The 24,032-nt window shown below is 59.2% G+C and carries 20 protein-coding genes, 3 pseudogenes and 1 other annotated feature; of the genes and pseudogenes, 10 read left to right on the top strand and 13 right to left on the bottom strand.

Going from position 1 to position 24,032, the window contains the following annotated elements; genetic code table 11:
* Positions 1-103: 103 nt before the first annotated feature.
* The 3 genes and pseudogenes from FS804_RS21560 to FS804_RS21555 all read right to left on the bottom strand — a co-directional run bounded on the left by FS804_RS21560 (position 104) and on the right by FS804_RS21555 (position 3,569).
* Positions 104-1,262 (bottom strand): annotated as a pseudogene (locus FS804_RS21560) (IS3 family transposase).
* Positions 865-981 (bottom strand) — a sequence feature (AL1L pseudoknot). (Overlaps the previous pseudogene by 117 nt.)
* 375 nt (positions 1,263-1,637) lie before the next feature.
* Positions 1,638-1,772 carry a hypothetical protein gene (locus FS804_RS25410; protein WP_256366760.1) on the bottom strand — a complete coding sequence of 45 codons (135 nt, stop codon included), beginning with the start codon at positions 1,770-1,772 and terminating at the stop codon, positions 1,638-1,640.
* Between the two features lie 222 nt (positions 1,773-1,994).
* Positions 1,995-3,569, bottom strand: a complete 1,575-nt coding sequence (locus FS804_RS21555; RefSeq protein WP_144578871.1) for a Na+/H+ antiporter — start codon at positions 3,567-3,569, stop codon at positions 1,995-1,997.
* 252 nt (positions 3,570-3,821) lie between these two features.
* On the opposite strand from FS804_RS21555, the pseudogene FS804_RS21550 reads away from it, so the two are divergent.
* Positions 3,822-4,253: pseudogene (locus tag FS804_RS21550) on the top strand (DUF983 domain-containing protein).
* A 45-nt stretch (positions 4,254-4,298) separates the two neighbouring features.
* Here FS804_RS21550 and FS804_RS21545 read toward each other — a convergent pair.
* A complete protein-coding gene (locus FS804_RS21545) occupies positions 4,299-6,599 on the bottom strand; it encodes an FdhF/YdeP family oxidoreductase (RefSeq protein WP_144578870.1) in 2,301 nt (766 codons plus the stop codon).
* 157 nt (positions 6,600-6,756) lie between these two features.
* Here FS804_RS21545 and FS804_RS21540 point away from each other — a divergent pair, with 157 nt between their 5' ends.
* Positions 6,757-7,596 (top strand): formate/nitrite transporter family protein, encoded by an 840-nt coding sequence (locus FS804_RS21540; protein WP_144578869.1) that lies wholly within the window; start codon positions 6,757-6,759, stop codon positions 7,594-7,596.
* A 109-nt stretch (positions 7,597-7,705) separates the two neighbouring features.
* Positions 7,706-8,110, top strand: a complete 405-nt coding sequence (locus FS804_RS25245) for an EF-hand domain-containing protein (RefSeq protein ID WP_044460259.1) — start codon at positions 7,706-7,708, stop codon at positions 8,108-8,110.
* Positions 8,111-8,415: 305 nt separating this feature from the next.
* Here FS804_RS25245 and FS804_RS25465 read toward each other — a convergent pair.
* The 3 genes and pseudogenes from FS804_RS25465 to FS804_RS21525 all read right to left on the bottom strand — a co-directional run.
* Positions 8,416-8,508: pseudogene (locus FS804_RS25465) on the bottom strand (LysR family transcriptional regulator); the annotation flags it as partial.
* Positions 8,492-11,416 (bottom strand): winged helix-turn-helix domain-containing protein, encoded by a 2,925-nt coding sequence (locus FS804_RS21530; RefSeq protein ID WP_144578868.1) that lies wholly within the window; start codon positions 11,414-11,416, stop codon positions 8,492-8,494. The pseudogene FS804_RS25465 and the gene FS804_RS21530, both read right to left, overlap by 17 nt.
* A 171-nt stretch (positions 11,417-11,587) precedes the next feature.
* Positions 11,588-12,271: a response regulator transcription factor gene (locus tag FS804_RS21525; RefSeq protein WP_144578867.1), complete on the bottom strand. Its 684-nt coding sequence runs from the start codon at positions 12,269-12,271 to the stop codon at positions 11,588-11,590.
* A gap of 271 nt (positions 12,272-12,542) precedes the next feature.
* Here FS804_RS21525 and FS804_RS21520 point away from each other — a divergent pair, with 271 nt between their 5' ends.
* A complete protein-coding gene (locus FS804_RS21520; protein WP_144578866.1) occupies positions 12,543-12,932 on the top strand; it encodes a nuclear transport factor 2 family protein in 390 nt (129 codons plus the stop codon).
* A gap of 69 nt (positions 12,933-13,001) precedes the next feature.
* Entirely contained in the window at positions 13,002-13,829 is an 828-nt protein-coding gene (locus FS804_RS21515) for an SDR family oxidoreductase (protein WP_144578865.1), read from the top strand.
* Positions 13,830-13,858: 29 nt separating this feature from the next.
* On the opposite strand, the gene FS804_RS21510 is transcribed toward FS804_RS21515, so the two are convergent.
* Entirely contained in the window at positions 13,859-14,827 is a 969-nt protein-coding gene (locus FS804_RS21510) for an AraC family transcriptional regulator (RefSeq protein WP_144578864.1), read from the bottom strand.
* Between the two features lie 92 nt (positions 14,828-14,919).
* On the opposite strand from FS804_RS21510, the gene FS804_RS21505 reads away from it, so the two are divergent.
* On the top strand, positions 14,920-15,885 hold the full coding sequence (locus FS804_RS21505) for an oxidoreductase (RefSeq protein ID WP_144578863.1): 966 nt from the start codon (positions 14,920-14,922) through the stop codon (positions 15,883-15,885).
* Here FS804_RS21505 and FS804_RS21500 read toward each other — a convergent pair.
* The 4 genes from FS804_RS21500 to FS804_RS21485 all read right to left on the bottom strand — a co-directional run bounded on the left by FS804_RS21500 (position 15,862) and on the right by FS804_RS21485 (position 19,122).
* On the bottom strand, positions 15,862-16,194 hold the full coding sequence (locus FS804_RS21500) for a hypothetical protein (RefSeq protein ID WP_034495405.1): 333 nt from the start codon (positions 16,192-16,194) through the stop codon (positions 15,862-15,864). The genes FS804_RS21505 and FS804_RS21500 overlap by 24 nt on opposite strands.
* Before the next feature lie 99 nt (positions 16,195-16,293).
* Positions 16,294-16,695 carry a carboxymuconolactone decarboxylase family protein gene (locus FS804_RS25065; RefSeq protein WP_186376950.1) on the bottom strand — a complete coding sequence of 134 codons (402 nt, stop codon included), beginning with the start codon at positions 16,693-16,695 and terminating at the stop codon, positions 16,294-16,296.
* Between the two features lie 476 nt (positions 16,696-17,171).
* A complete protein-coding gene (locus FS804_RS21490; protein ID WP_044460255.1) occupies positions 17,172-18,053 on the bottom strand; it encodes a hypothetical protein in 882 nt (293 codons plus the stop codon).
* Between the two features lie 124 nt (positions 18,054-18,177).
* Positions 18,178-19,122: a sigma-70 family RNA polymerase sigma factor gene (locus FS804_RS21485; protein WP_144578861.1), complete on the bottom strand. Its 945-nt coding sequence runs from the start codon at positions 19,120-19,122 to the stop codon at positions 18,178-18,180.
* A gap of 158 nt (positions 19,123-19,280) precedes the next feature.
* On the opposite strand from FS804_RS21485, the gene FS804_RS21480 reads away from it, so the two are divergent.
* On the top strand, positions 19,281-19,736 hold the full coding sequence (locus FS804_RS21480; RefSeq protein ID WP_144578860.1) for a carboxymuconolactone decarboxylase family protein: 456 nt from the start codon (positions 19,281-19,283) through the stop codon (positions 19,734-19,736).
* 19 nt (positions 19,737-19,755) lie between these two features.
* Here the strand turns inward: FS804_RS21480 and FS804_RS21475 are convergent, their stop codons facing one another.
* Positions 19,756-20,673 carry a LysR family transcriptional regulator gene (locus FS804_RS21475; RefSeq protein ID WP_144578859.1) on the bottom strand — a complete coding sequence of 306 codons (918 nt, stop codon included), beginning with the start codon at positions 20,671-20,673 and terminating at the stop codon, positions 19,756-19,758.
* 95 nt (positions 20,674-20,768) lie between these two features.
* Between FS804_RS21475 and FS804_RS21470 the strand changes: the two genes are divergently transcribed.
* From FS804_RS21470 to FS804_RS21460, 3 genes are all read left to right on the top strand, one after another.
* Positions 20,769-21,518, top strand: coding sequence for an SDR family NAD(P)-dependent oxidoreductase (locus tag FS804_RS21470; RefSeq protein ID WP_063947415.1), 750 nt, complete (start codon positions 20,769-20,771; stop codon positions 21,516-21,518).
* A gap of 151 nt (positions 21,519-21,669) precedes the next feature.
* Positions 21,670-22,374 (top strand): hypothetical protein, encoded by a 705-nt coding sequence (locus FS804_RS21465; protein ID WP_144578858.1) that lies wholly within the window; start codon positions 21,670-21,672, stop codon positions 22,372-22,374.
* A 587-nt stretch (positions 22,375-22,961) separates the two neighbouring features.
* Positions 22,962-24,029, top strand: coding sequence for an efflux RND transporter periplasmic adaptor subunit (locus FS804_RS21460; RefSeq protein ID WP_144578857.1), 1,068 nt, complete (start codon positions 22,962-22,964; stop codon positions 24,027-24,029).
* Positions 24,030-24,032 lie beyond the last annotated feature (3 nt).

Raw genomic sequence — 24,032 nt, 5'->3', positions numbered from 1 at the left:
TAGCCCTAGTCGCCGTTTCCTTCCGTGGCCCGCGCTGCATAGCTAAATCACGAAGCATGCCAACTGAACCGCACCGGGTTTGCCGGAGGCCATTTCGTTTAAGTTATGCTGCCACGGCCGGTGCGTCCAGCATGGCGTAATATCGTTCTTCGGCTTCGGCTGGCGGTATGTTGCCGATGGGCTCCAGAAGGCGACGGTTGTTGAACCAATCTACCCATTCCAGCGTGGCGAACTCCACGGCTTCGAAGTTTCGCCACGGTCCTCGCCGATGGATGACGTCGGCCTTGTAAAGACCATTGACCGTTTCAGCGAGAGCGTTGTCACAGGAATCTCCAACACTCCCGACCGACGGCTCGATGCCCGCTTCCGCCAGCCGTTCGGAATAGCGAATGGACACATATTGCGATCCGCGGTCGGAATGGTGAACCAGTCCTCCACGGTGGACGGGCCGCCGATCATGAAGCGCCTAGTCGAGGGCATCGAGAACGCGACGTAAACAAAGCCCTGCCAAGTGGCCACATACGTGAAATCAGAAAGCCAGAGCATGTTGGGCGAAGGCGCGAAAAAGTGCCGGTTCACCCGGTCGAGCGGACAAGGCGCGGCCTTGTCCGACACGGTGGTTTTGACGGGTTTGCCACGGATGATGCCCTGTAGTCCCATTGCCCTCATGAGCAGAGCAACAGTGGAGCGGGCGATGTCGTAACCTTCTCGCTGCAACTGCCGCCAGACTTTACGCACGCCATAGACCTGGAAGTTCTCGTTGAACACCCGGCGTATTTCGATCTTCAAACCGATATCGCTGCGGGCCCGGACCGACAGGCGATCCACATCCAGACGCTTGGCAACGTTCTCGTAGTAGGTTGATGGGGCAATCGGCAAAAGCCTGCAGATCGGCTCGACCCCGAACACGCCACGGTGTTCGTCAATGAACGAGATCATCGTTTGAAGGGGCGGTCGAGCTCCGCCATCGCGAAATGAGCAGACGCCTTGCGCAAAATCTCGTTGGCCTGACGAAGCTCGCGGTTCTCGCGCTCAAGAGCCTTCATCTTCTCGGCCGCGTCGCTCGGCAAGCCTGCTCGTTTGCCGCTGTCGACCTCGGTCTTCTTCACCCATTCATGCAGCGCGGCTGGCGAGCAACCGATCTTGCCCGCAATAGATGAAACGGCAGCCCACCGCGATGGGTGCTCAGCCTCGTGATCGAGCACCATACGGATGGCGCGTTGGTGGACTTCGGGTGAAAACTTGTTCGTTGTCTTGCTCATATCGGCTCCACTCTCTCAGAAGTTGGAGCCTCCGGCAAACCCGGTGCGGTTCAAGGTGTTGGCTTGTTTCCACTGACGGTTCCCGACATGGCCATCCAAGCCTCCAAGCGATCGCGCGGCTTCTTGTATCTACGAAGAACGGAGAAGAAGAAGCCCGAATCGTCTTCAATCACAAGCATGCCGCTGCCAGCGTCTGGGACGATGACGAGCTGAAGGAGGAATTCAACTATTCCACCGAATATCCGGACGGCGTGCTTCCTTGGAAGACGGTTTCTTTTTAGCAATCCGGCGAGCGACCATCGTCGATGCTTGGGCGTTCTCCATGCCAGATTCCTGCTGCGGTCACCTGAACGTCGCCACCAAGCATGTCACCTTTCACGAGAGTGGCGTCGCACCCTCGGTTTTACCGGCCTCTTGCAGGAACAGGCTGTAGCCGATCGAGTGATCCGCGTACTTGAAGGCGAGAATACTTAGTACGGAGGCGATCATGGCCGCCAGAATCAACCGCATGTGTTAGACCTCAAGATGTTATCGCAGAGAGTTATCGTCGTTTGGCGTGTATCTCTGGCCCGGAAACCCTATCGAATCGGCGCGTCCGCCGTAAGCCCCGCGGGTCTCTCCAGAAGGACTTTGACGACGACACATCGAACGTAGTTTGGACCAATCGAGCATGACAGCTATACCAATGGTTGGCGTGCCACCTTTCGGCGAACAAGGTGTGAGGTCCGCGCCTCAACGCGGTTCTATGCCGAATTCCTGCGCATCCAGATCCTGTTCGAGTTTGACGAGCGCGCGATCGCTGATTTCGCCAGTCCGATACATCTTGAGTAGCTCGGCGCGGCCGGCTTTGATCGCTGCCAACATCGCTGCGGACGGTGGCATGGCGGCGCGTGCTCCCGCAGCCCCGGCGAGCGACGAGGCTTCGCGGTCGGCACGGTTCCGGTAGTGCTCAAGCAAGCAGCGCTCCTCGTTGGAAGTTTGCGAGCTGACGGCCGCCGAGAACGCCTTGAATTGAGCCTGGGACAGCCTCATTCTCGCCGTCGCCTCGTCTCGGGCAAGCCGCTCCGCGCTTTGCGATCCGGTCGAGGGCAAGAACTTCACCAAGAGCGGCAATGTCGGCCCCTGGATCAAAACGGTCACGAATATCACGCCAAACGCCGATACCAGAATGAAATCCCTGCCGGGGAAATCCTCGGGGAGAGCCAGCGCGGCCGCGAGGGTGACCGGCCCCCGAATACCCGCCCAGCCGAGGATCACCGTGATCGAAAAGTCGGGCTGCATTCCAGCGCGTAGGAAAAGGCGGCCCGCTAGCCTCCATAAGGCGTCCGAGCCGAACAGCCAGATAAACCTCGAGATCAATACGACCCCGACGATCACCCCGGCGGGCAATATGAGTTCGGTCATCGCCTGATCGCTGGTGGCGATCCTATCCAAGGTCTCCCTCAGGGACAGTCCGACAAGAATAAACAGGATCGACTGGAGTACGAAAACGAGAATTTTCCAATAACTACGGGCGGCAATTCGAGTCGCTGCGGAGAAAATCTCGTGTTGCCGCCATCCGAGTATCAGGCCTGTCGTCACTGTCGATAGCACACCGGAAACGCCGATCCGCTCGGCGGCTATGTAGGAGGACGCTGCAAGCAGCATGGTTCCGGTGATGACGATCTCGCTGCTTGCCAGTCGCTGTAGCACCAGCATACCCGCATGGCCGAGGCAGTAGCCGACGGCGATGCCGCCGCAGGCGACCAACGCGAACATGCCCAGTGCCTCTGGAACACTGAAAGAGCCCGCTGCAGTCCAGGCGACCGCAAAATGGAAGAGCACCAACCCGCTCGCGTCATTCACCAAGCTTTCGCCGCCGAGCACCGTGGTGACCCGCGTGGGAAGGCGAAGCTTCTCTAAAACGGCTTTCACTGCAACCGCGTCGGGAGGCGAGACGGCCGCACCCAACGCAAATCCGACGGCCCAGGGAAGTTCGGGAAACATCACATGGAACGCCACACCCACACACGCCGACGTAAAGAACACCGCGCCGACGGCCAAGGAGACGATGGTGGCCGAGTGGCGCTTGAAGTCACGCCACACCGTGGCGTAGGCGCTGCTGAGCAGCAGCGGCGGCAGGAACAATACGAGGATCAAGTGCGGATCGAAGGTCACACTCGGGATGCCGGGGACAAAGGCGAGTGCCGCGCCGCCGCCGATCATCGCCGCAGCCGGAGGAAGCCGCAGATATCGAGCCATCAGCTCCAGGATCACGACCACCAATAGCAGGAGCACCAAGAACTCGTACTGAGACTGCAGCGACATCGATTCCCTTCCGCCCTTATTTACCTCGGATCGGAGAAAGCCTTAGAGATTTGCGGTAAGGGAGGAAGATACACGTCGGTGTACCTGTCACGGTACGCCGCAAGGCGTCCGGGAATGCCTGACCTAAAAACTGCTGTGCGGGGAACTATAGCCGCCGCCAATTTCTTTCGAGTGCAGCGACAAAAAGCCGGATCGCAAGTTGAACGCGCGCACATACATGATCGAATGCCTTCAATTTTCTATGGTGCTGACATGGCCGGGAATGACTGGCCTCCTCTTCCTCCTGTCCTGACGGGTATGCGGGCGAGGTGCCCCCGGCGCGGTCAGGGAAAGCTTTTCGACGGTTTCCTGACGCTCAAACCGAAGTGCTCAGCGTGCGGGTAGGACTACTCCTTCGCCGACCCGGCGGACGGCCCCGCGCTCTTCGTCATCTGCTTCACTTGTGTCCCGGCGGTTGCGGCGGCCTCTTGGATCGAGATTGCATTCAACCCTCCGTTTTGGGTCCATCTCGTGACCTCGTTGCCGCTTGTCCTGCTGGCTTGTATCCTTCCGCGTCGCTCCCTCAAAGGATGGTTGATCAACAGCCAATATTTCTACAAAGCCGAAGAGGGAAAGATCGGCTGGGAGTTCCGGCGGAACACGCAGGCAGCAGCGAAGAACGAGACGCCCATAAACAAGGTATGACGCCGCAGGCGTGCCGTACAAATCGGCGCGCGTGTCACCATGGCGTCAAGAGGCCGCCCTGATATGCACCGGGGTCGCTTTATAGGAGGGCGTCCCGGATTTCTTGTCGAAATGGCTTAGCGCCACCAGCACGTTCAACTCCGGGAAATAGCCTGCCGCCGAGCCGCGCGCGATGTCGTATTTTACTGCCGTGAAGCCAGCGACGACCCGCTTCACGCTCTCGTCCTCACCGTCGTCCGGAGCGGCGACGATGTCGACCTTCGAGCCGTCTTCCAGCCCACGCTCCTCGAGGTCGATGGCATTCATGAAGACGACGTCCCGGCGGCCGAACACCCCGCGGTAGCGGTCGTTCAAACCGTAGACAGTCGTGTTGTACTGGTCGTGGCTCCGAACGGTCGTTAACGTAATGATGTCCGGGTAGGAGAGGCGAGGGTCTTCCTCGATCTCCAGCGCGACTATGAAGTTCGCCTTGCCGTTGCTCGTCCGCCATTCCCGCCGTGAGGCGGGTATGTCGAGGTGGAAGCCACCCGGCTCGCGTATACGCTTGTTGAAATCGTAAAAGTCGGGAAACACGGTCTCGATCTTGTCGCGAATGCGGTCATAGTCCGCGACCATGCCATCCCAGTCGATGCCGTGTCTTTCGCCGAGGGTAGCTTTTGCCATTCCGGCGATGATGGACGGTTCGGAGCGGAGATGTTCGCTTGGCGGATTCAAGAAGCCCCGAGACGCATGAACCATGCATGTCGAGTCCTCGACGGTAACCGACTGAAGTCCGCCCTCCTGAAAATCGACGTCGGTTCGCCCGAGTACGGGTAGAATTAAAGAGTTCTCGGCGATCAGGAGATGGGACCGATTGAGCTTCGTGCATAGATGGACCGCGAGTTCGAGCTTCCTCATTCCGGCGAATACCCGGTCGGGATCGGACATGGCGACCGCGAGGTTTCCTCCAAGACAGATCAGGGCTTTCGATCGTCCGGCGATGATCGCGTCGATGGCCTCGACGGCGTTGTGTCCCTTCTCGGCGGGCGGGCGGAAGCCAAAGGCCCTTTCCATGCCGTCGAGCAGCAACTTGTTCGGGATTTCGGTGATGCCGACCGTACGATCGCCCTGCACGTTCGAGTGACCCCGGAGCGGGCAGATGCCAGCACCGGGCTTCCCCATGTTGCCGCGCATCATGAGGAGGTTGGCAAGCTGCTGTACATTGGAGGTGCCGTTGCGATGCTGCGTGATGCCCATGCCGTAGCAGACGATGACACGCTCCGAACGCACGTAGACGAGGGCCGCGCTGTCGATCGCGGCCCTCGTCAGACCGGACTTCTTTACGATGAGGTCCCAGGTGGTGTTCGCGAGGTCGGCCAGTAGCGCGTCGAAGCCAGCCGTATGGGTCTCGATGAATTCGCGGTCGAGCAGGCCGCTGCCTCCGTTGGCCAGGTCTTCCTGATCAAGTTCCACCACCCGCTTCATGATGCCCTTGAGCGCGGCAACGTCGCCACCGCTCCTTACCTGATGATAGGCCGAGGCGATGGGTGTGGAAGTCAGCGTGACCATCTCCACCGGGTTCTGGGGAGCGGCAAATTTCTCCAGGGAGCGTTCCTTGAGGGGATTGAATACGATGATCGGGACGCCGCGCCGTGATGCGTCGTGCAGCGTCGTCATCATGCGCGGATGGTTCGTTCCCGGATTGTGGCCAAAGCTGAAAATGGCGTCGCACTGGTCGAAGTCTTCCAGAACGACTCTGGCCTTTCCGATCCCTATAGAAGCGGGCAGGCCGACGCTCGTCGCTTCGTGGCAGAGATTGGAACAATCGGGGAAATTGTTCGTACCGTATGCGCGGACAAAAAGCTGATACAGGAAGGCCGCCTCGTTCGAAGCGCGCCCCGACGTGTAGAACTCGGCCATCCGGGGATCGGGAAGTGCGTTGAGTTTGGTGCCGATAACGTCGAACGCCTCGTCCCAGGTGATCGGTCGGTATCTGTCCGTGGCCTTGTCGTAGACCATCGGGTGTGTCAGCCGACCCTTGCCTTCAAGCTCGTAGTCGCTCCAACCCCACAGCTCGCTGAGGGGATGCTGCTCGAAGAAGTCCGGTCCGACGCGCTTGGCGGTGGATTCCCATGTGACGGCCTTCGCGCCGTTCTCGCAAAACTCGAAGGACGACGTGTGTTTCGGGTCGGGCCAGGCGCACCCGGGGCAATCGAAGCCGTCAGGCTGGTTCGATTTAAGCAGGGTCATCGAGCCCTGTACGACGATCTTTTCATGGATAAGAGCTTCCGCGGTAGCCCTCAAGGCATCCCATCCGCCAGCCGGGCCGCTGTAGTCCTCGATACCGTCGGGGCGCTTGTCGGTCATCACCATCTCCATTCGTCTTTGCAGAGAGAAGACCACACGTAGCGGCGTTCGCGTGAGACATACTCAAGTATGCGTAGATGTGCCGAAAGCCGATCCCGTAGTTTCGAACGATGGGCTAGGCCGCATCATGCAGCGGGCAAAATCGGAGACAAGCGCCATGTACATCGAAACGATGACGAAATTCGCTGAGGCGGGGTCTCACAAAGCCGAGATGGTGAACAACCAGCTTTCCGGATTTTTCATCGGCGCAATTCTGGCAGGAGCTTACATCGGCTTCGGCGACATCGTTATGTTCACGGTCGGCGCTCACCTCGACCAGGCGTGGTCGCATCTGGTCATGGGGGCTGTGTTCGCCTCTGCCCTGACGATCGTCGTGTTCGCGGGCTCCGAGCTTTTCACGGGTACGGCGATGTACATGTCCTTCGCGCTGTTCCAGCGTCGGGTTTCGACTGCCGACGTGTTGAAAGTCTGGACGGCTTGTTGGATCGGCAACCTGGCCGGAGCGATACTTCTGGCGGCGGTCTTCCGCGCGGCGGGCGGCGGCGTCCTTCTGGGGGACGGAAGCGCGCCTTTCTATGCGGCGGTTGTCACGAAAATGTCGGCGTCGCCGCTGGTGCTGCTCGCAAAAGGATTTCTGGCGAACTGGCTGGTGTGTCTCGCCATCTGGATGTGTGGCAGAACGGAGAACGATGCCGCCAAGATCGCCCTCATCTTCTGGCCCATCATGATATTCGTGGCCGCAGGCTTCGAGCACTCCGTGGCGAACCAGTTCACGTTCGCGCTGGCGCTGATGGGCAACGCGCCGGACGGCGTGAGCGTGTCTGGCGCTCTCTATAACCTCTCGATGGTAACCATCGGGAACCTGCTGGGAGGCGTCGTCATGCTGGGGTTTGCCTACAAGGCACAGGAATTCGGCGTTGGCCACGAGGGCCATTACAAGCCCCGGCCGATTTCGGACAGGAAGGGTACCCGTCACAGTACCTCGGAGCGGGCCTGAATTTCGCGGTGTTCGGATATGAGCGGAAGCATGCTTTCAGCACGGATCGCCCCAGCTTCGCGCAAGCCCGGGAGGCGATAGATGTCCCGCAACCGGAGATGGAGATTCCATGCGAGTAGGATCAGCTTCAGACATCTACCAACTTTTCGTACCCAAAGCGAAAATCAAGGACAACGGCGAAGCACCCGAAGAGCGACCAGCGCCGACAATCAGCAGCTCTGGCGGCGGCTTCGGAAACGACGGGATCGCGGCCGCGTTCCTCGCCCGGCTCGCCAAAAGCAACTTCGAGCGTGACGATACGAATGGCGACGGTTTCGTCGACCAGAAAGAGTACATCGACGCCAAGACACAGGTCAGATCCGACGGCTATCAGGCAAGCGCGTCCGACGTCCAGAAGACGTGGGGCGAACTGGACAAGGACGGAAAGGGCCGTCTCAACGAGCAGGAGTACGCCGAGGGATTTTCCTCGATGTTCCAGGTCAAAGTCGGGACCTTCGATAAACCGCTTAGATAGGCGCTTGTCACGCTGCACAGATATCGGGACGACGATTGTCCCGATATGATGCGTCGAAACCCGCCGCTGCGATATCGACGAACCTGCCGTCGGCAACGATGTCGAGGGACATTTCGGGTCGGCGGCGTAAACTGAAGAGCCATCCCTTCACTCGTACTGATGCGGAGCGTTCCCCTCGGCGTCGAGCGGAAGCGGTTCAATCGGTCGATCGTGCCAACGGCACCATGTATCTCCGACAGAAAGGCCTCGCCCTCATCCGTGAAGAACACGCTTCGCGTAGTCCGCCGGAACAGACGCACCCCGAGATCAGCCTCGAGGCTGGCCAAAGCGCGACTGAGCGCCGATCGGGAGATGTCGAGCTGGGTAGCCGCGACGCGAAAATTACGGCTCGCACTCAGCGCAATAACGCACCGGAGCGACTGGAGGTCGAGGTCCTAATGCACTTTCAGACAGCTCTGTCGAAACGGCGCTGATATCGCTCATGCGCGGCACTTGGCCGTCGGCGCTCTGACCGCTGCCATAAGGTGGGGATTGGACGAGGTCCATGTAGAAAAGCCGTTCCTCATGAGGAAGCTTTGCCAGCGTCGATTCGAACATCTCTTCGGCTTCCGATGAGTTCAGCATTCGTCTGAGCGTTGTGGCAGCTCGCAACTCGTGAAGCGAATTTCCGCTGTCGCAGGCCGTCTCGTAAGCTTTTCTGAGGTCCGCATTGCCCTCGTCCATGTGCCCGTCGAGGGGGCCTGAAATCAGTAACGTGCCCCTTATTCGCAGGAGATCGGACATCTGGAATATCTCTCCGCCAGTCCGCGCGGTGCTGATCGCGGTCTCGATGTGCCGAATTGCGTGCGATACTTCCCCGAGGGCGGCATATGCTTCTGCCAAGGCAGCATGAAAGCTCACCAGCATATGTTCGTGATTTCGGGATGTCATGACTTCGATCGCGCTTACCAGCATCGTCATGCCTTCCGCCGCAGAGCCCTGGCGCACGCGGACTTCCCCGCTAAGCCCTTTGCTAACCGCATGAAACGCGGCAAGGGAATGTCGTTGCGAAACTTCGGCCAACCTTTCGATCATGCCGTTGGCGACCGCCAGATCGCCTTTCCAGATGGCATTTGAAGCGGCGTACGCGAGGGCGATGCAAAGCGGAATGGGATGGCTGTAGGCGGCGGCGCTGTCGATCGCGTCGCGAGCGGTGATTTCCGACCGCCTACCGTCGCCTTGGAGAAGCTGTACGCGCGCGAGCTGGACCTTTGCCCGAATGAATTGGGTGAACACCACGAGTGTCAGATCGAGATCGACGGAGCCGCCGACCGGACATGATTCTTCGAGGACCCGGCGGGCACCGATGAAGTCACCGTTGTAGGCATGGCAGATTCCCTTCATCCAGAGTACGAGCCGCCCGGCGACGACGTCGGACGATCCCATGCATGCTGTCTCGGCGGCATCGGCTATTCGCGCGCCGGCGTAGCAGTTTCCCGCCCGCATGAGGAAAATGTTGAAGCCTGCGATTATTTCGAGCCTGAGCCTGAGATTACCGAGGCTATCGGCGATTTCCAGGGCGCGTTCGAACGAAGCGGTGACGATATCCCGCGCCTCTCTGACGATGATCCCCGAAACCGCACGGGCTTGATGCAGCAAAGCCTCCGCGACCTCGTCCATCATAACCGAAGGGAGCGACGAGAGCGCCCGATCGCTCCACCTGAAACATTCCTCAAGAAGGGATAGCTCCAGGAACAGCGGGGACGAATAGGCGACGAGTTGGGCTCCGAGCTCCGGGTCACCAGCCTCGCTGTAACACCAATCGATCGCGCTTCTGACATTCGCCAACGCCTCGGGAAGGATTTTCGATACACCGCTCAGATGAAACGGGTCCGCCTTTTGGGCATGGACCCTGAGTAGGTCGAGGAAATACTCCGCATGGGCGCGTGCCACGCGCTCCACCTCCGGCGGGTCGCAATGTAGCTTGTCGAGCGCGTATGCTTTCGTCGTTTCCGCCAGCCTGTATCTCAGCGCGCCGTTTGCGCTCAGGACACGGGAGATCAGCGATTTGTCCGCCAGCGAGTCGAGCACGTCGTCGGTCTCGATTCGAGATATTTTCGACGCCGCCTCGGCGGTGAACGGCCCGCTCAACCATCCGGCTCTCCGCAGGACTAGCTTTTCGTCCGGTGACAGGAGGTTATAGCTCCAATCATGCAGGGCCAGCACGGTCTGGTGACGTGGAAGCGCGGTCCGACGGCCGCCCCAATGGATTCCAAACCTCTGCTGGAGCAACTCGAGTGTCCGGGAAAGGCCGTGAGACGCGGCGCGCGCCGCCGTCAGCTCTAGGGCGAGAGCCATCCCGTCTAGCCTGCGGCATATCTCCGCTGCAAGATCGATTTCACCTTGCCCGAGCTCGGTCGCGCCACCTGCCGCGGCCATCCGGTCGAGAAACAACTGTACCGCCGGAAAACGGCGGGTGTCATCGCCGACCACGTCAGCGGCTGGCGTCGTCAAAGGAGTGATCTTGTAGACTTGCTCGCCTTCGACCCGGAGCGCTTCGCGACTGGTCGCGAGAATGCAAAGCTCCGGGCAGTAACGGTGCGCCCGTTCCGCCAACTCTGCCGCGGCTTCGATGACATGCTCGCAGTTGTCGAGCAGCAGGAGGATTCTCTTCTCCTTGAGGAAATTGCAGACCACGGCAACGGCCGCCTGCGCGGGAGCTGCGACTCCGAAATGGGAGGCGACGGTTGTCGCGACCAAGGCTCCATCCGTCACCGGAGCGAGATCGACAAAAAGAACACCATCCCGGAAACCATCCGACATCTTGTGGGCCACGGCGATCGCGAGCGTGGTCTTGCCCATTCCACCCGCGCCGAGAACGGTGACGAACCGATGGGATACAAGACGCTCGCAAGTCTCTTCCAATGCCGCCTCCCGCCCAACCATTCGGAGGAGCGGCGGGGGGAGGTGATTTTCGGTTTTCGCTATCGGTGCAGTAACCGTGTCACTTCGTGCGACGTCGGTCTCGACTTCCGCCGAAAGCATGTAGCCGCGACCGGACACGTTGCTGATGAACGCCGCGCCGCTATCGTTCGTCCCGAGCGATTTCCGCAGTGCCGAGATATGCACCCGCAGGCTCACCTCGTCGACGACGGTATCCGGCCAGGCTCTGGCGGTCAGATCGCGCTTGGAGACAACAGTACCGCCGTTTTCCACGAGAACCGACAGAAGGTCGAACGCACGGCTTCCGATCGACACTGGAACGCCGTCGCGTTCCAGTCGTCGTTCTATCGGCAGAAGCCTGAACGACCCGAACCTGTAGGACATTCGCGATCTCCTGCAGCAGCCGGGTTTCCCGGCGGAGGCGACCGGTTCTTACAGGTTGGAAGCGGCCGCTGTTGAACACTGCGGCCTCTGGATTCCCGAGGGCGCTTTGCCACGATACGCCCCCGCGCAACTTTGCGCGATGCAAACCAAAGTATGCATAGCAATACGCATCTAGTTGAGGGCCGTAATCTTTCGCAGCTCTGTCGATTCGGCGAGTGTCTGCTGAAGGACGTCGTACTTCCTGACAAGGTCCGGCAATGTGCGCGAATTCATTTTCCGCATCACTCTCCCGCGATGAACCTTGACCATGATCTCGCTGATACCGAGGTCATAGGCGATGACCTTGTTCATCAGTCCGCTCGTGACGGCTTCGAAAACCTGGCGTTCCCGGGGGGTGAGGCTGACTGCGCAGGACCTGATCGACTGGCGGGCTATGAAGGCGCTCCGTTCCCGATGGTCCAGCTCGAACGCCGCTGCGACAGCCCGAAGCAAGGCGTGCTTGTCGATCGGCTTGAGCAGGAAGTCCACCGCACCGGATTTCATCGCCTCGACGCTGGCGCGAACATCGTCCACCTGACTGACATAGATGACGGGGAGGGGAGCGCCGGGCTGGTCCCGGATCATCCCGCGATCCATGCTGCCCTGATCCGCGCTGATCACGACGCACCCGGCGCGGGGCTCATCTGAAGCGGAAGCGAATTCTTCGCTATCGTCATATTCGGCCACGTCGTAGCCGTTGTCACGAAGCAAGCGGGCCACTGCGGCGCGGCTTGCGAGGTCGCTTTCGACCAGATGGACGGTCTGCTGCGGTGCGGGCGACTGGCTGGCCATATGGATGTCGGTGCTGAGTTGCATGTCTGAATCTCCTCGCTGTTGACCACATCACTTTCGGCGAGAGAGTTCGTGTCGGCGAGTTTAGAGACGTTGGAATGCGAAAAGGTATGTTGGAGGCCTGAAGTTTTGTTGGAGTGCGGAAACAAACTGAAACCGCCAAACTCGCCTAGTCCATGATCTTTCGATATAGCCGATATAAATCAGTCACATAACGAAACTTAACGAGCATTAACTGCGTTGGATCGGCGGAGCTGGAGTATTCCTCAGGGAATAGAAGCCCGGAGAAAGATCGATGGCCTACCGACATTCACGAAACCTACAGGTCATGCCCCCGGTGCAGGTATTGCCGAAGACGATCTACGATTTCTTCACCGCCCTGAACGACGAAGATCTCGCCGGAGTTGTCAGGGGCTTCGCCAGTGATGCCGTCATCAACGACCAGATGCAGGAGCTCTCCGGGATCGAAGAGATCATCCGCTGGGCCGAACAGGACATCATCGGCTTTCATGTTCGTGCGGCGATCCTGGATATCCGACTCCGGTCCTCTGGTGCGATCGTTTCGGCAAAAATCACGGGCGATTTCGACGCCCCCGGCCTGCCCGAACCGCTGATCATGCTCTTTTACTTCGTGCTCAGCGACAACCTCATCGACCAACTCATTATCCTGAGGAGCGGCGTGTGATCCGCCGGACCTAGGGCATTTTGCGAAATGCCCACAAGGAAGCAATCTTCAGTCAAAGGAGTCGTTAAAATGTCCGAATTCTCGAAAGTGGTCGTGCTCGGCGGAAGCGGCATGATCGGGGCGAGGGTTGTTGAAAGGCTGAAGGGTCTCGACGTCGAGGTCGTAGCGGCTTCTCGCCGAACCGGAGTCAACACGACCACTGGGGAAGGGCTCCTTCAGGCCCTCTCCGGAGCGGACGTCGTCGTCGACGCGTCGGATGTCCACTCGTTCGACGAGAAGACGCTTCGGGACTTTTTCGTCGTTTCGGGAGGGAACGTCGCGAAGGCGGAGATGGAGGCGGGCGTCAAGCACCATGTGACGTTGTCGATCGTGGGAATAGATCATCTGCCCGGCAACCCATACTACGCCGCCAAGGCGCGACAGGAGCAAGTGGCCCGATCTTCCGGGACCCCTTTCACGATCGTCAGATCCACCCAGTTTTTCGAGTTCCTGCCAACCATTTCCGGGGGGTTCGCAAAGCAGAACTCGGTAAATCCCCCCGACGCGCTTCTGCAGCCTATCGCCGCCGACGATGTGGGTGGTATTCTGGCCGAGATCGCACTGGAAAAGCCGAGAAATGCGGTGGTTCAGATCGCGGGGCCCGAGCGCGACGCCATCGCGCAATGGCTGCGGAGGGCGTTTTCCGTAACGAACGACACAAGGGTGGTCACCGCCGACAGGATGGCGACCTGGTTCGGGGCACACTTGGAACAGGAATCCCTGGTTCCGGCCCATCCAGATCGCATGGGTACCATGTTTTTCGACCGGTGGTCCACGACTCCGTCGGCTCGCTTGGCACTTGGTGGCAATCGCTATGCCACCGCCTCGGCGGAGCTGGAGCGGCAGATCAAAGTCTGACGCCACCGCGCATCACACTCGGGTCCCCATCAAATCCGCCCGGCAGTCTGGCCGCTATCGAGCCGAGCGGCATCGTGTTGCCGATCAACCACACGATCGCCTTCGACAGACCGTCTCGGCGAGGTTCCGTAAACGCGTTTAAAGGCGGCTCCAAAAGCCGCCTCCGAGCCGTAGCCCACGTCGTTTGCGACCTTCGCGATCGTCGCGGTCCTATCTCTAAGCGCTTCACGGGCAAGCGTCATGCGCCACCGCGTTAGGTACTCCAGCGGAGGTTCTCCGACGATCCGTGCGAAGCGTTCGGCGAACTGCGATCTTGAGAGACCGCTTGTCGAGGCCAGGTCAGCGACCCGCCAGTTTCTACCGGGTTCAGCATGCATCGCTGAGAGCGCTTTGACGATCTGAGGATCGGAAAGGGCGGCAATCCAACCGACAGCCTGGCCGTCATTGGCGTGGCTCCGGATCATCTCCACGAAGATCATATGCATGATCTCTTCACATATGATCTCGGCCCCGGGGCGTGCCGCAGTCAATTCGGCTTCCAGCCGCAGCAGCAGCCCCCTTATCCATACGGCGGTCGCAGTTCCGGCCCTCAACAGGAGAACCGCTGGAAGGGACGAGGTGAGGAACTCCATGTTCCTGTCCGATGTCATCCTGCCGCCGACGAATGTCACTGATGGCCCGACGCCATTGTCGAGTTTCGCGAAGGCGGCGGTGGCGTCGGGAAATACCTGTTCCGCGGCTAGCACCCGACTCGAACGGTCGTTGCCGACGGTGAAGGGCGTGGCCCTTGTCAGCAGGAAGCAGTCACCGCTTTGAAGATTGTAGCTTTCATGCCCATCCACATCGAGGAAGCATGCGCCCTCCGTGATCGCGTTAAATTTCATGCCGTCGTGCATTTCGACGCGTACAGCAAAGCGTCCTTTCGCGCGGAGACCTGTCGACAAAACTCCACGCGCGCGGGTCAGCCGCAAGATGTCTGAAAAGGGATCGGACGACATTCCGGACGTTCGCTACAGATTATAGGAGCATTGAATATAGTTTGTCTTGTCTCGATTTGCCATATCTCGTTACAGACGAAAGCGAGGTAATCATGAAAAACAACGCTCAAACACCACTCGGGACCGAATGGGGTCCGGCTGCCACTGCTCAATTAGTGGCTGACGGCATCGACTTGCAAGGCAAGCTCGTCCTTGTCACGGGCGGCGCGTCAGGGCTCGGTCTCGAAACGACGCGGGTCCTCGTGTCCAAGGGGGCCGAAGTGGTTGTCCCCGCGAGGCGCGTGGCAGATGCCGAAAGCGCGCTCAAGGGCATCCCCAGGACAGAAGTCCATGAGATGGAACTCACGGACAGCATGTCCGTGGAACGCTTCGCGACGCGATTTCTGGAAACGGGCCGCCCCATCCATCGCCTGATACTGAACGCGGGCGTGATGGCGACGCCGCTCTTTCGCGACGAGGACGGCAACGAAGGCCAGTTCGCCACCAACCATCTCGGCCATTTCAGGCTCGCGACGCTCTTATGGCCAGCGCTGAAGGCCGCGCGGGGTGCGCGGATAGTTGTTCTGTCGTCGCGTGGACACCAGATCGACGGTGTTCATTTCGACGACTTGCGGTTCGAGAAGCGACCATACGACAAGTGGCAAGCCTACGGACAGTCAAAAACTGCAAACGCCCTCTTCGCCGTCGCTGCCGACGCTCGAGGAAAAACTCACGGCATCAGGGCGTTTTCGGTCCATCCCGGCTCGATCGTCGGGCCGCTGGCCCGCCATCTGTCGCCTCAAGAGGTGGACGCTTTCGGCGCAATTGACCAGAATGGGCAGCCCATCATCGACCCCGAGGCGGATATGAAGAATTTCGCCCAAGGTGCTGCGACGACCGTCTGGTGTGCGACGTCGCCGCTTCTCGATGGCTTGGGAGGCCTCTACTGTGAGAACAGCGACATCGCCGCAATCGAAGAAACCGAGCGCAAAGGCGTGCGTCCCTATGCCATCGACCCCGAAGATGCCGAGCGGCTGTGGCGGGTGAGTGTGGAACTAACGGGAGGCGACGTCGGATAGAGTCACGGCGGACGAACGATCCACCACGATCACGCCTTGGGCCCCACCGCCCGAGACGGCTTTTTCAATTTTTAGGGTCGCTGCTGGTGACACCGACAGCGAGCCGGATGCAACCTTGCGACCGGAAATCTTTGGCTGGAGGTTTGCGAAGTCCTGCGCCAGATATACCCGCGTCTGTCGCGGCTTATCCCTAGCGCCGATGTAAACCGTCGCCGAAGCGAGCCCCACCATCGTCAAGATAATGGTGAAGTAGACGGAAGCCGGAATGAGTGGGGCAGAAGGTCTCTGCTCCGGATAGTTCGAGCGCATGTCTTTACACTCCCGAAAACGTGGGTGTTGATAACGGAGAACAGATTTCGAGTGGGGTGCGCGGGCCCGGAGGCAAGTCGCCCCGGAGCCGTTCGCGGCTCAGGATTGAGGCCGCGCCGCTGCCATGCCAGTATTGCGGGATCGAGGATCGCTTCGCGCAAGCAGTGCCAGTTGATCCCACATTCTTGCTGCACTCACCGCGATCATCAGACGTGCGATATCCTTGGGAATTATGAAATCCCGGATAGCGTCATAAGCCTGATCCCAAATGCCGTTTGCGGTCTGCATCAGAAGCTCCGTGAAGTTCAGTACGGCCCGCTCTACAGGATTGTAGATCGACGCCCTTCGCCACTGCGAAGTCATTGAAAGCCAAGCTTCGGCTTCGCCGAGCATTCGGGCCTTCTGGACGTGGAAATCGATGGAGCTTTCGCAGCCGTCAATGTGCGCAGCTCGAATGCCGATCGGCGCGATGAGTCGTTCATCCACGCCGGATTCGATCACGAATCCGTCCACCAGGCGCAAATTGAAAAGGCTATCTCGGCAGTCACCGATGTCAAAGCGTGGCCGCATCCTGCAATCTCCGGTCAAGGCCCGATCAGCGGCTTGGCGTCGTGATCGTTGGTCAATGCTCCAGATATGAAAGAAACGCATTTCGCGCGCAATTATACGCTCGTATGCGATACGCGGCCCTGTGCTGGTTGATTGAGGTACGTGCAGATGGCCCGAACCCGGCCTCGAGCGCACTTTGCGTATCGGCCGATGCTGGGTTCTCGTAGGCCGTGGCTTCGCGGAAAGCCGCTGTATGCTTTTATGGCGCTTTACAGATCGAACTCGCTCGTAGAAGGGCAGCCGCTTACGGTCGATATTCTCACGAGTCGGCATACCGACCGCGTGCCGGACCCACCGATCCAAGTCGGGCAGCGAGTGGCCAACGCAGTTCGACAGATTAAATTCTGCGTAAATCTCGCTGCATCGAATCAGTCGTCGCCGACACCGTAATGCATAATGATCTGTTTTTCGTCGTAGAGATTATCCTTCACCATTGCCACAATGATGGCGAATACGGCAAAGCACAGATCCACGTCGGTCTGGGTAATCGGGTGCGTTTTCGTGTTGTGTGCGATAGCATTCCGGAGCTTCTCGCATTTGTCGAAGCCGTTTTTAACGTCTCCCCACACCTTCACTTTGTCGAGGCCGCCAATAGGCGGTGGCATGTTACCCTTAACTACCGCCTGCAGTTTTTCTATCAGTCGTATACCAGGCTTAGTGCGCTTGTCCTCGGGCAGCCCCCGGTTGAGTTTTTCCCGCTCCGCCTCAATGAAGCTGTCGATTGCCGAAAAGTATGAGAAAAACGCTTGCTTGAGTTTTCCCTCCTCCTCGAACGCAAAACCTTCGGCGATCGCTTCGGCCGCATATCCGATAAGCCGGCTGTCTCCCGAGTAGGAGCACATGGTGAAATTGAACCGCACGTCCATGTTCATCTCCATGGAAGTTCCGGACAGGCTTCCTCTCACCAGTGCTCGGCACCCAAAACGGTCTGCCATTTGAAGTTCCAAGGCAAGCCTCCCTGTGCTTTCAGACGTTGCCTTGGGCAGCTCATATTCTGGATCATCATGTGGGTCATCTTCGACAAAGTATCCGTAGTCGTCTAGGATCAGCTTGTGGATGAAAATCGCTTCGTTCGAGAGATCAAATTCGTGCCAGACTGGGTAGTCCTTATCGCTTCTTCCGTCGTACGGAATGAAATCGAAGTCGGGAAGAAGTTCAGTGATCCTGTAGACGGGCTTGAACTCGGTGGCTTCTAATTTGAGGCAGACATAGAGCTTTCCCTCGCTCAACGTCTTCGTGAGTTTATTCATGAGATCGACCTCGAATATTGTAGATTACATATCGCGATTTGCTGGGAGGAGACCGGTCACGCCTAGCTGCTCCCATCGAAAACAGGAAAAAGCGAAGCCCAGGGCAAAAAGCCTGGCCCGGACCCTAAATCTTAACACGCGTCAGCTTGTCGGGATTTTTGACGATATAGATCGCGAAGATCCTGCCATCGCGAATGTCCAAAGCCGTCGTCTGCAACAGGTCATTCGTGTCTAGGCTCACATATCCCGTCAGGCCGTCGATGGTGACGGTTCGAAGGAAAGTCGGTGAAAGCACGGCCTTTTTCCGAGCGGAAACGAAGAGGCGCAGTGCGCGCTCCAGGCCGTAAATAACATCCCGGAACGCGCGAACCTTCCCGCCGCCGTCGGTGTGTATCTGGACGTCGCGTGCCAGCAATTCCGAAAGCGCCGCGACGTCACCGTCGCGCGACGCAGCAAAGAAAGCGCGCGCAATCTCATCTGCCTCCGCTGCCCCGATATTGTATCGTGGACGTGCGTTTTGAACATTCTTACGCGCCCGGGAAGCAAGTTGTCGAACAGCGGTCGGATCACGCTCAAGCACAACCGCCACCTCGGTCAGCGCCACGCCGAATACGTCATGAAGCAGGAAAGCCGCCCTTTCGAGCGGTGAAAGTCGTTCCAACGCCAACATCAGCGTAACAGTGACATCGTCGGGAACGACCTCGTACGTGTCGGCGGTTTCAATCAGCGGCTCTGGCAACCATGGACCGACATAGACCTCGCGACGCGCTCGCGCCGACCTCATTCGATCGAGGCATAACCGCGTGACAATACGGGTGAGGTAGGCAGCCGGGGTGCGAATGTCGTCGTCAGCGCGTGCCCAACGCAGCCATGCGTCCTGCAGGACATCTTCCGCCTCGGTGACCGACCCCAGCATACGGTAACCGAGGTGCAGCAAGCGTTTTCGCTGCAGCGTAAATTCATTCAGTTTCCGGTCCTCAAGCGACACCGAGGAGCGCTCTTCAAACGCTGTCGTCCGCGTACGACTGTTTTGAACCTGGTCCGTCTCGCTATCGCCGTAGTGCCACATATCGCTTTCCTTGGACTCGACTTCCCTGATGATAAACCCGCCATTCTGCGCGAGCCACATCGAAATCGGAAAATAAATAACGTCGACATGTCACGCCTTCAATCGTCGTCTCGTCATTGGATCAGTGCCGACCATCGGCGCAGTCCAAGGAGATCATCATGAACCAGACCACACGCCTCAACTGGCACGAAATAGCTCCCGCTGGAGCCAAAGCGCTTTTCGGGGTCCATCATTACGTTTCACACAACACGAATCTTCCCGAGGAACTTATCCACCTGGTGTTCCTGCGCGTCTCCCAGATAAACGGCTGCGCGCATTGCATCGACCTGCACACCCGCGACCTTCTCAAGACTATGGCCGCTGACAAGGTCGCTCTGGTCCCGGTATGGGAGGAGGTGCCGCACCTTTTTCCCGAGAACTACCGCGCGGCGCTGGCATGGGCCGAAGAGGTCACACTTGTCAGCAAAACGCATGCTTCCGATGAAGCCTACGCCGCCGTTTCAGCGGTCTTCGAGCCCAAAGATCTGGTCGATCTCACGATCGCGATCGCAGCTATGAACGCCTTCAACCGGCTCGGCGCTCCATTCCGGCTGCCGGTAAAGGCGCAGCCCTGAGGCACACGCGCGCCGTCGCCTAACCGCGGCGGCGCTTATCAGGGTTACCCTCCAGCACTGCACCGCGAAGTACACCCTCGACCAGATCGCACAACGCCACCACTTTGTGAGGCGGGTGGAGCCCGAAGGCGTGGACCGCGCTTAGTGGGAGTACCGGGAGATCGACTCCGGGGTATATGGCCACCAATCTACCCCGCTCTATGTCGTCCGAAACGATATACCGCATAAGATACGCCGCTCCGATCCCATGTAGAGCCGCGCGATGAAGGCCAAAGCCCGAATCACAGTCGATCACACCGGGCGGCGCGGCTATCGAGCCGTCCTCGAACGCTATCTGGAATCCGTTCGCTCCCGACACGTATCGCGCGAACGGGAAGGAGGACAGGTCGCCCACGGTTCGCGGATGGCCGCGTGACGCGAGAAGTTCGGGAGACGCGACGATCACCATCTCCATGTCGGCAATTTTCCTGGCGGACAGTTCACTCGACGGCAGACGTCCGACACGGAACACGACGTCGTAGTCCTCGCGGATGACATCGACGAACCGATCGGAAATGCCGATCTCCAAACGGAGTTCGGGGTTGGGCTTCGCGACTTTCTCTATCACCGCGTCAATTAGAACTGCGGCGAGCTCATTCGGGAAACTGATTTTGAGCCGCCCAGAAATGCCTCTGGCAAGGACGTCCCCCGCGTGCGCCAGCTCTTTTAGCAGAGGGGCGACGCGTTCTAGGAACAAATGGCCATCGGGTGTTAGGGTAAGGGCCCGTGTGGATCGCAGAAAGAGCCTGGCCCCGATCTGCTTCTCGAGTCTGGAAATGCTTCGCGATGCCGCCGAAGGCGTCGTCCCAAGCAATTTGGCAGCTGAGGTAAAGGAGCCGCTCTCTGCGGCCTTCACGAACGCAAGCAGCCCAGGTGTCTCTTCGAGTAGATCGCGCATTGCAAACTCCTACGCAAAAATGATGTGCCTGACGTATACCTACTGGACGTCCTGCCGAGTTGCTATTTCGAGCTCCGACGAAGGAGCAATAGACAATGAAAAAGCTTGAAGGCAAAGTCGCCATCGTCACTGGCGGTAACAGCGGCATCGGCAAGGAAACGGCAAAACTCTTTGCCGCAAACGGAGCGCAGGTCATCGTAACGGCGCGTCGTCAAGACGCTCTCGACGCCGCAGTACTTGATATCGGTCATGGGGCGATAGGTATACGAGGGGATGTGGCCGATCTGGAACATCACAAGTCTGTAGCCTCCGAAGCCAAGCGTCTCTTTGGCGGAGTGGATATTTACGTGGCGAATGCCGCGGTGATCGATCTCAAGCCGTCCAACGAGGTCACTCCCGCGGAGTTCGACCACCATTTCGCGATTAACACACGTGGTGTCTTTTTCGGCGTCCAGACGATCGTTCCGTCGATGCATGACGGTGGCAGCATCCTTCTGACGAGCTCGCTGGCCGCCACCAAGGTGCTGGACAACCATGCAGTCTATGCCGGCACGAAAGCCGCTATGAGCGCCTTCGCGAGAAACTGGGTGAAGGAGTTCAAATCGAGAAAAATCCGGGTGAACGTTATCAGCCCGGGACCGGTCGACACCGAAATTCTGGCAAAGCTGGGGGTAAGCGAACGGGAACGGCCCGCTTTCCTGGAGGCAATGGCCAACATGATCCCTGTCGGACGGCTCGGCCAGCCGATGGAAATCGCCAATGCGGCGCTCTTCCTGGTCTCCCCGGAAGCGAGTTTCGTGAACGGCGTCGAACTCCATGTCGACGGCGGAATGAGCATCGCCTGATGGCCTATCGCCAGGGGCGGTCCTAAACGCTCGTATATATCGACTCGCTGCCAAGTAGACTTATCATTTGGACATCACATAACGGCGGACCCGGGACGATGGCGTCGCGACCGCCGTTCCGCCCTCCAATGAAAAGCGAAGAGGCAGCTCTATGACGGCAATATCCTATCGGGACTACGCGTTCGACCTTTACGGCAGAATCCAGAAGCTGCGTCGCTCGACAGATACGTTGGCCTCGATTGAGATTGCGGTCTGTCGTAATTCGTTCTGTTACAAGAGCTCCGAAACTATCGGGGCTTCATGCAGCCGCCAGTCCTCGTACGGTCCGCTCAGCTCGAAGACCGAACTCGAGCCGGATCTCGGGGGTGAGACTACCCGTGAGATCGAAGCTTTTTTCGCGTTACCGGAAATTTACGCCTATACGGACGCGGCGCTGAGTACCGAGCGGTCGCCTCTGGCAAGAGCGCATTGGGATGGCACCGTGGCTCTTGTCGAAGTCCAATACCAAACATCGCTGACAACCTGGCACCAGAGAATGCTTTTCATCGGCTTTTCCGATCCGATCCACGCGGATTTTACGGTCGGGATCGACGACGACTTGTTCGTAAACGGCCAGAACAAGGGCACGCAGCTCTTCGAGTGGAGAGCAAAGAAGCCTACGTGCGAAAAGGTCCCGGATGTAGGCGCAGCGCTTTCCTCCGTGTCGCAGGTCGAGGCATCTCCATCGTTCCGTCAACGCCTTTCCGGCCTGGCTCAAGGGAGATGGCTGGCCCATCCGCGCCAGCCACGGGGCGTTGCAGCGTCGATCGCCCTGCCCAAGTCCACGGCAATAGCAACCACTGGTCCAGCTCGCTGAGCTAACCGTCCAGTCGCCAGATCAGGCGTTCAAACCGCACCGCCATAGCGTTTCTATATAGGCGGCTGATCTTTGCCCGTTTTTACCTTGATGCGCTTCCCGACGGGCGTCCAGCCGACTTCATCGAGCGCGGAGCCCAGGGATTTTTCCTCGGTCGCAGCCTCTCCATCGACACTTCCCCCGGGTGTTTCTCTTGTCATGCCTTGCTGGCCCCGCTAGACGTTTCAGAAAGAAGACGCGATTTTTGAAGCGATCGCAAGGGATATCGTCACACGACTGCGCCTCACCCAAGCCTTTCGCGGATATCCCTGCCACGCTCCGGCATAATCGAAACAACCCCAACCGATGTATATCTTCATGTCGGGGCAGGGGACGCTAAAATCCATTCACAGTAGAGACAGCAGCGAGCCTCGACCTCCATCCGACGACGGGTGACGCCGAAATCAGCTACGTTGCGAACTCAGCCTCTATCGGGCGAACAGTGGGGTACACGCCGCGCAGCGGCCGACCCAGAACGCCCCAAATCACCACCGCGATACAGCGGCCACTCAAACGACGTTCGAAGTCACTTCGCGCGAGGCTCGACTATGTCCAAAAATATCGGGTTCATCCTGATCGCAGCCAGCTTCACGGCGCTCTCTGTGGTCGGAGGCAAAGCGGAGCCCGAGCCGCCTCCGATCGTGGTGCGAGCGGTTACGGTCCGCCCGGCTTCGACGGTCGAGGCCACCTACCTGACAGGGGAGGTTCGTGCCCGCGTGGAGAGCGAACTTTCATTTCGCGTGAACGGGAGGATTGTCGAACGACACGTTGACGTCGGAGACCGGGTGAGGGCGGGCGACCTCCTCGCTAGGTTGGATGCCGAAGAGCAGAAAGCGGACATCAACGTCGCCCGTGCCAATCTCGAGTCGGCAGAGGCGCAACTGAAATTGGCCGACCTCGCTTTCGAAAGGCAGCGTAACCTCAGCAAGACGAGCGTGACGACCCAGGCGGCGATCGATCAGGCGCAAGAGGACCTCGCGACATCAAGGGAGAATGTCGCCGCCGCCACGGCGCAGCTGGATAACGCCCGTCAGCTATTCGGGTACACTGAGCTGAAAGCCGATGCCGATGGCGTCATCACGGCCAGGAACGCCGAGGTCGGACAAATCGCGAAAGCGGCCCAACCCATTTTCACGCTGGCGCGGAACGGTCAGCGTGACGGCGTCTTCGATGTCCAGGAGGCTTTGTACCTCCGCTATCCCCCGGCAGATAGGCCCGCCCTCAGTCTGATATCCGAACCGACACGCGAGATCACAGGGACCGTCCGCGAGATATCGCCGACCATCGACGGCTTGACCGGAACGATCAAGGTCAAGGTCAACATGGGCGAGGAGCAGAACTGGCCGCTCGGCGCGCCGATCGTCGGTGCGTTTGAATCTCCACAACGGTCGACGATCGAGGTCCCGTGGTCGGCCCTCACGGTTGTCGGCGACGCTCCGGCGGTCTGGACCGTGGACCCGGGCACGCAAACCGTTTCACTCCGGAAGATCACGATCGGCAAACACAGGACGTCCTCTGTCGAAGTCGCCGACGGCATATCCGTCGGCGATACTGTGATCGTCGAAGGCGGGAAGTTTCTTTCACCTGGCCGGGCGGTCCTGGTCAAACCCGAGTAAGAG

The organism is Agrobacterium sp. DE0009 (assembly GCF_007680755.1).
Lineage (GTDB): Bacteria > Pseudomonadota > Alphaproteobacteria > Rhizobiales > Rhizobiaceae > Agrobacterium > Agrobacterium tumefaciens_B.
This window is presented reverse-complemented; position numbering and strand designations above follow the sequence as displayed.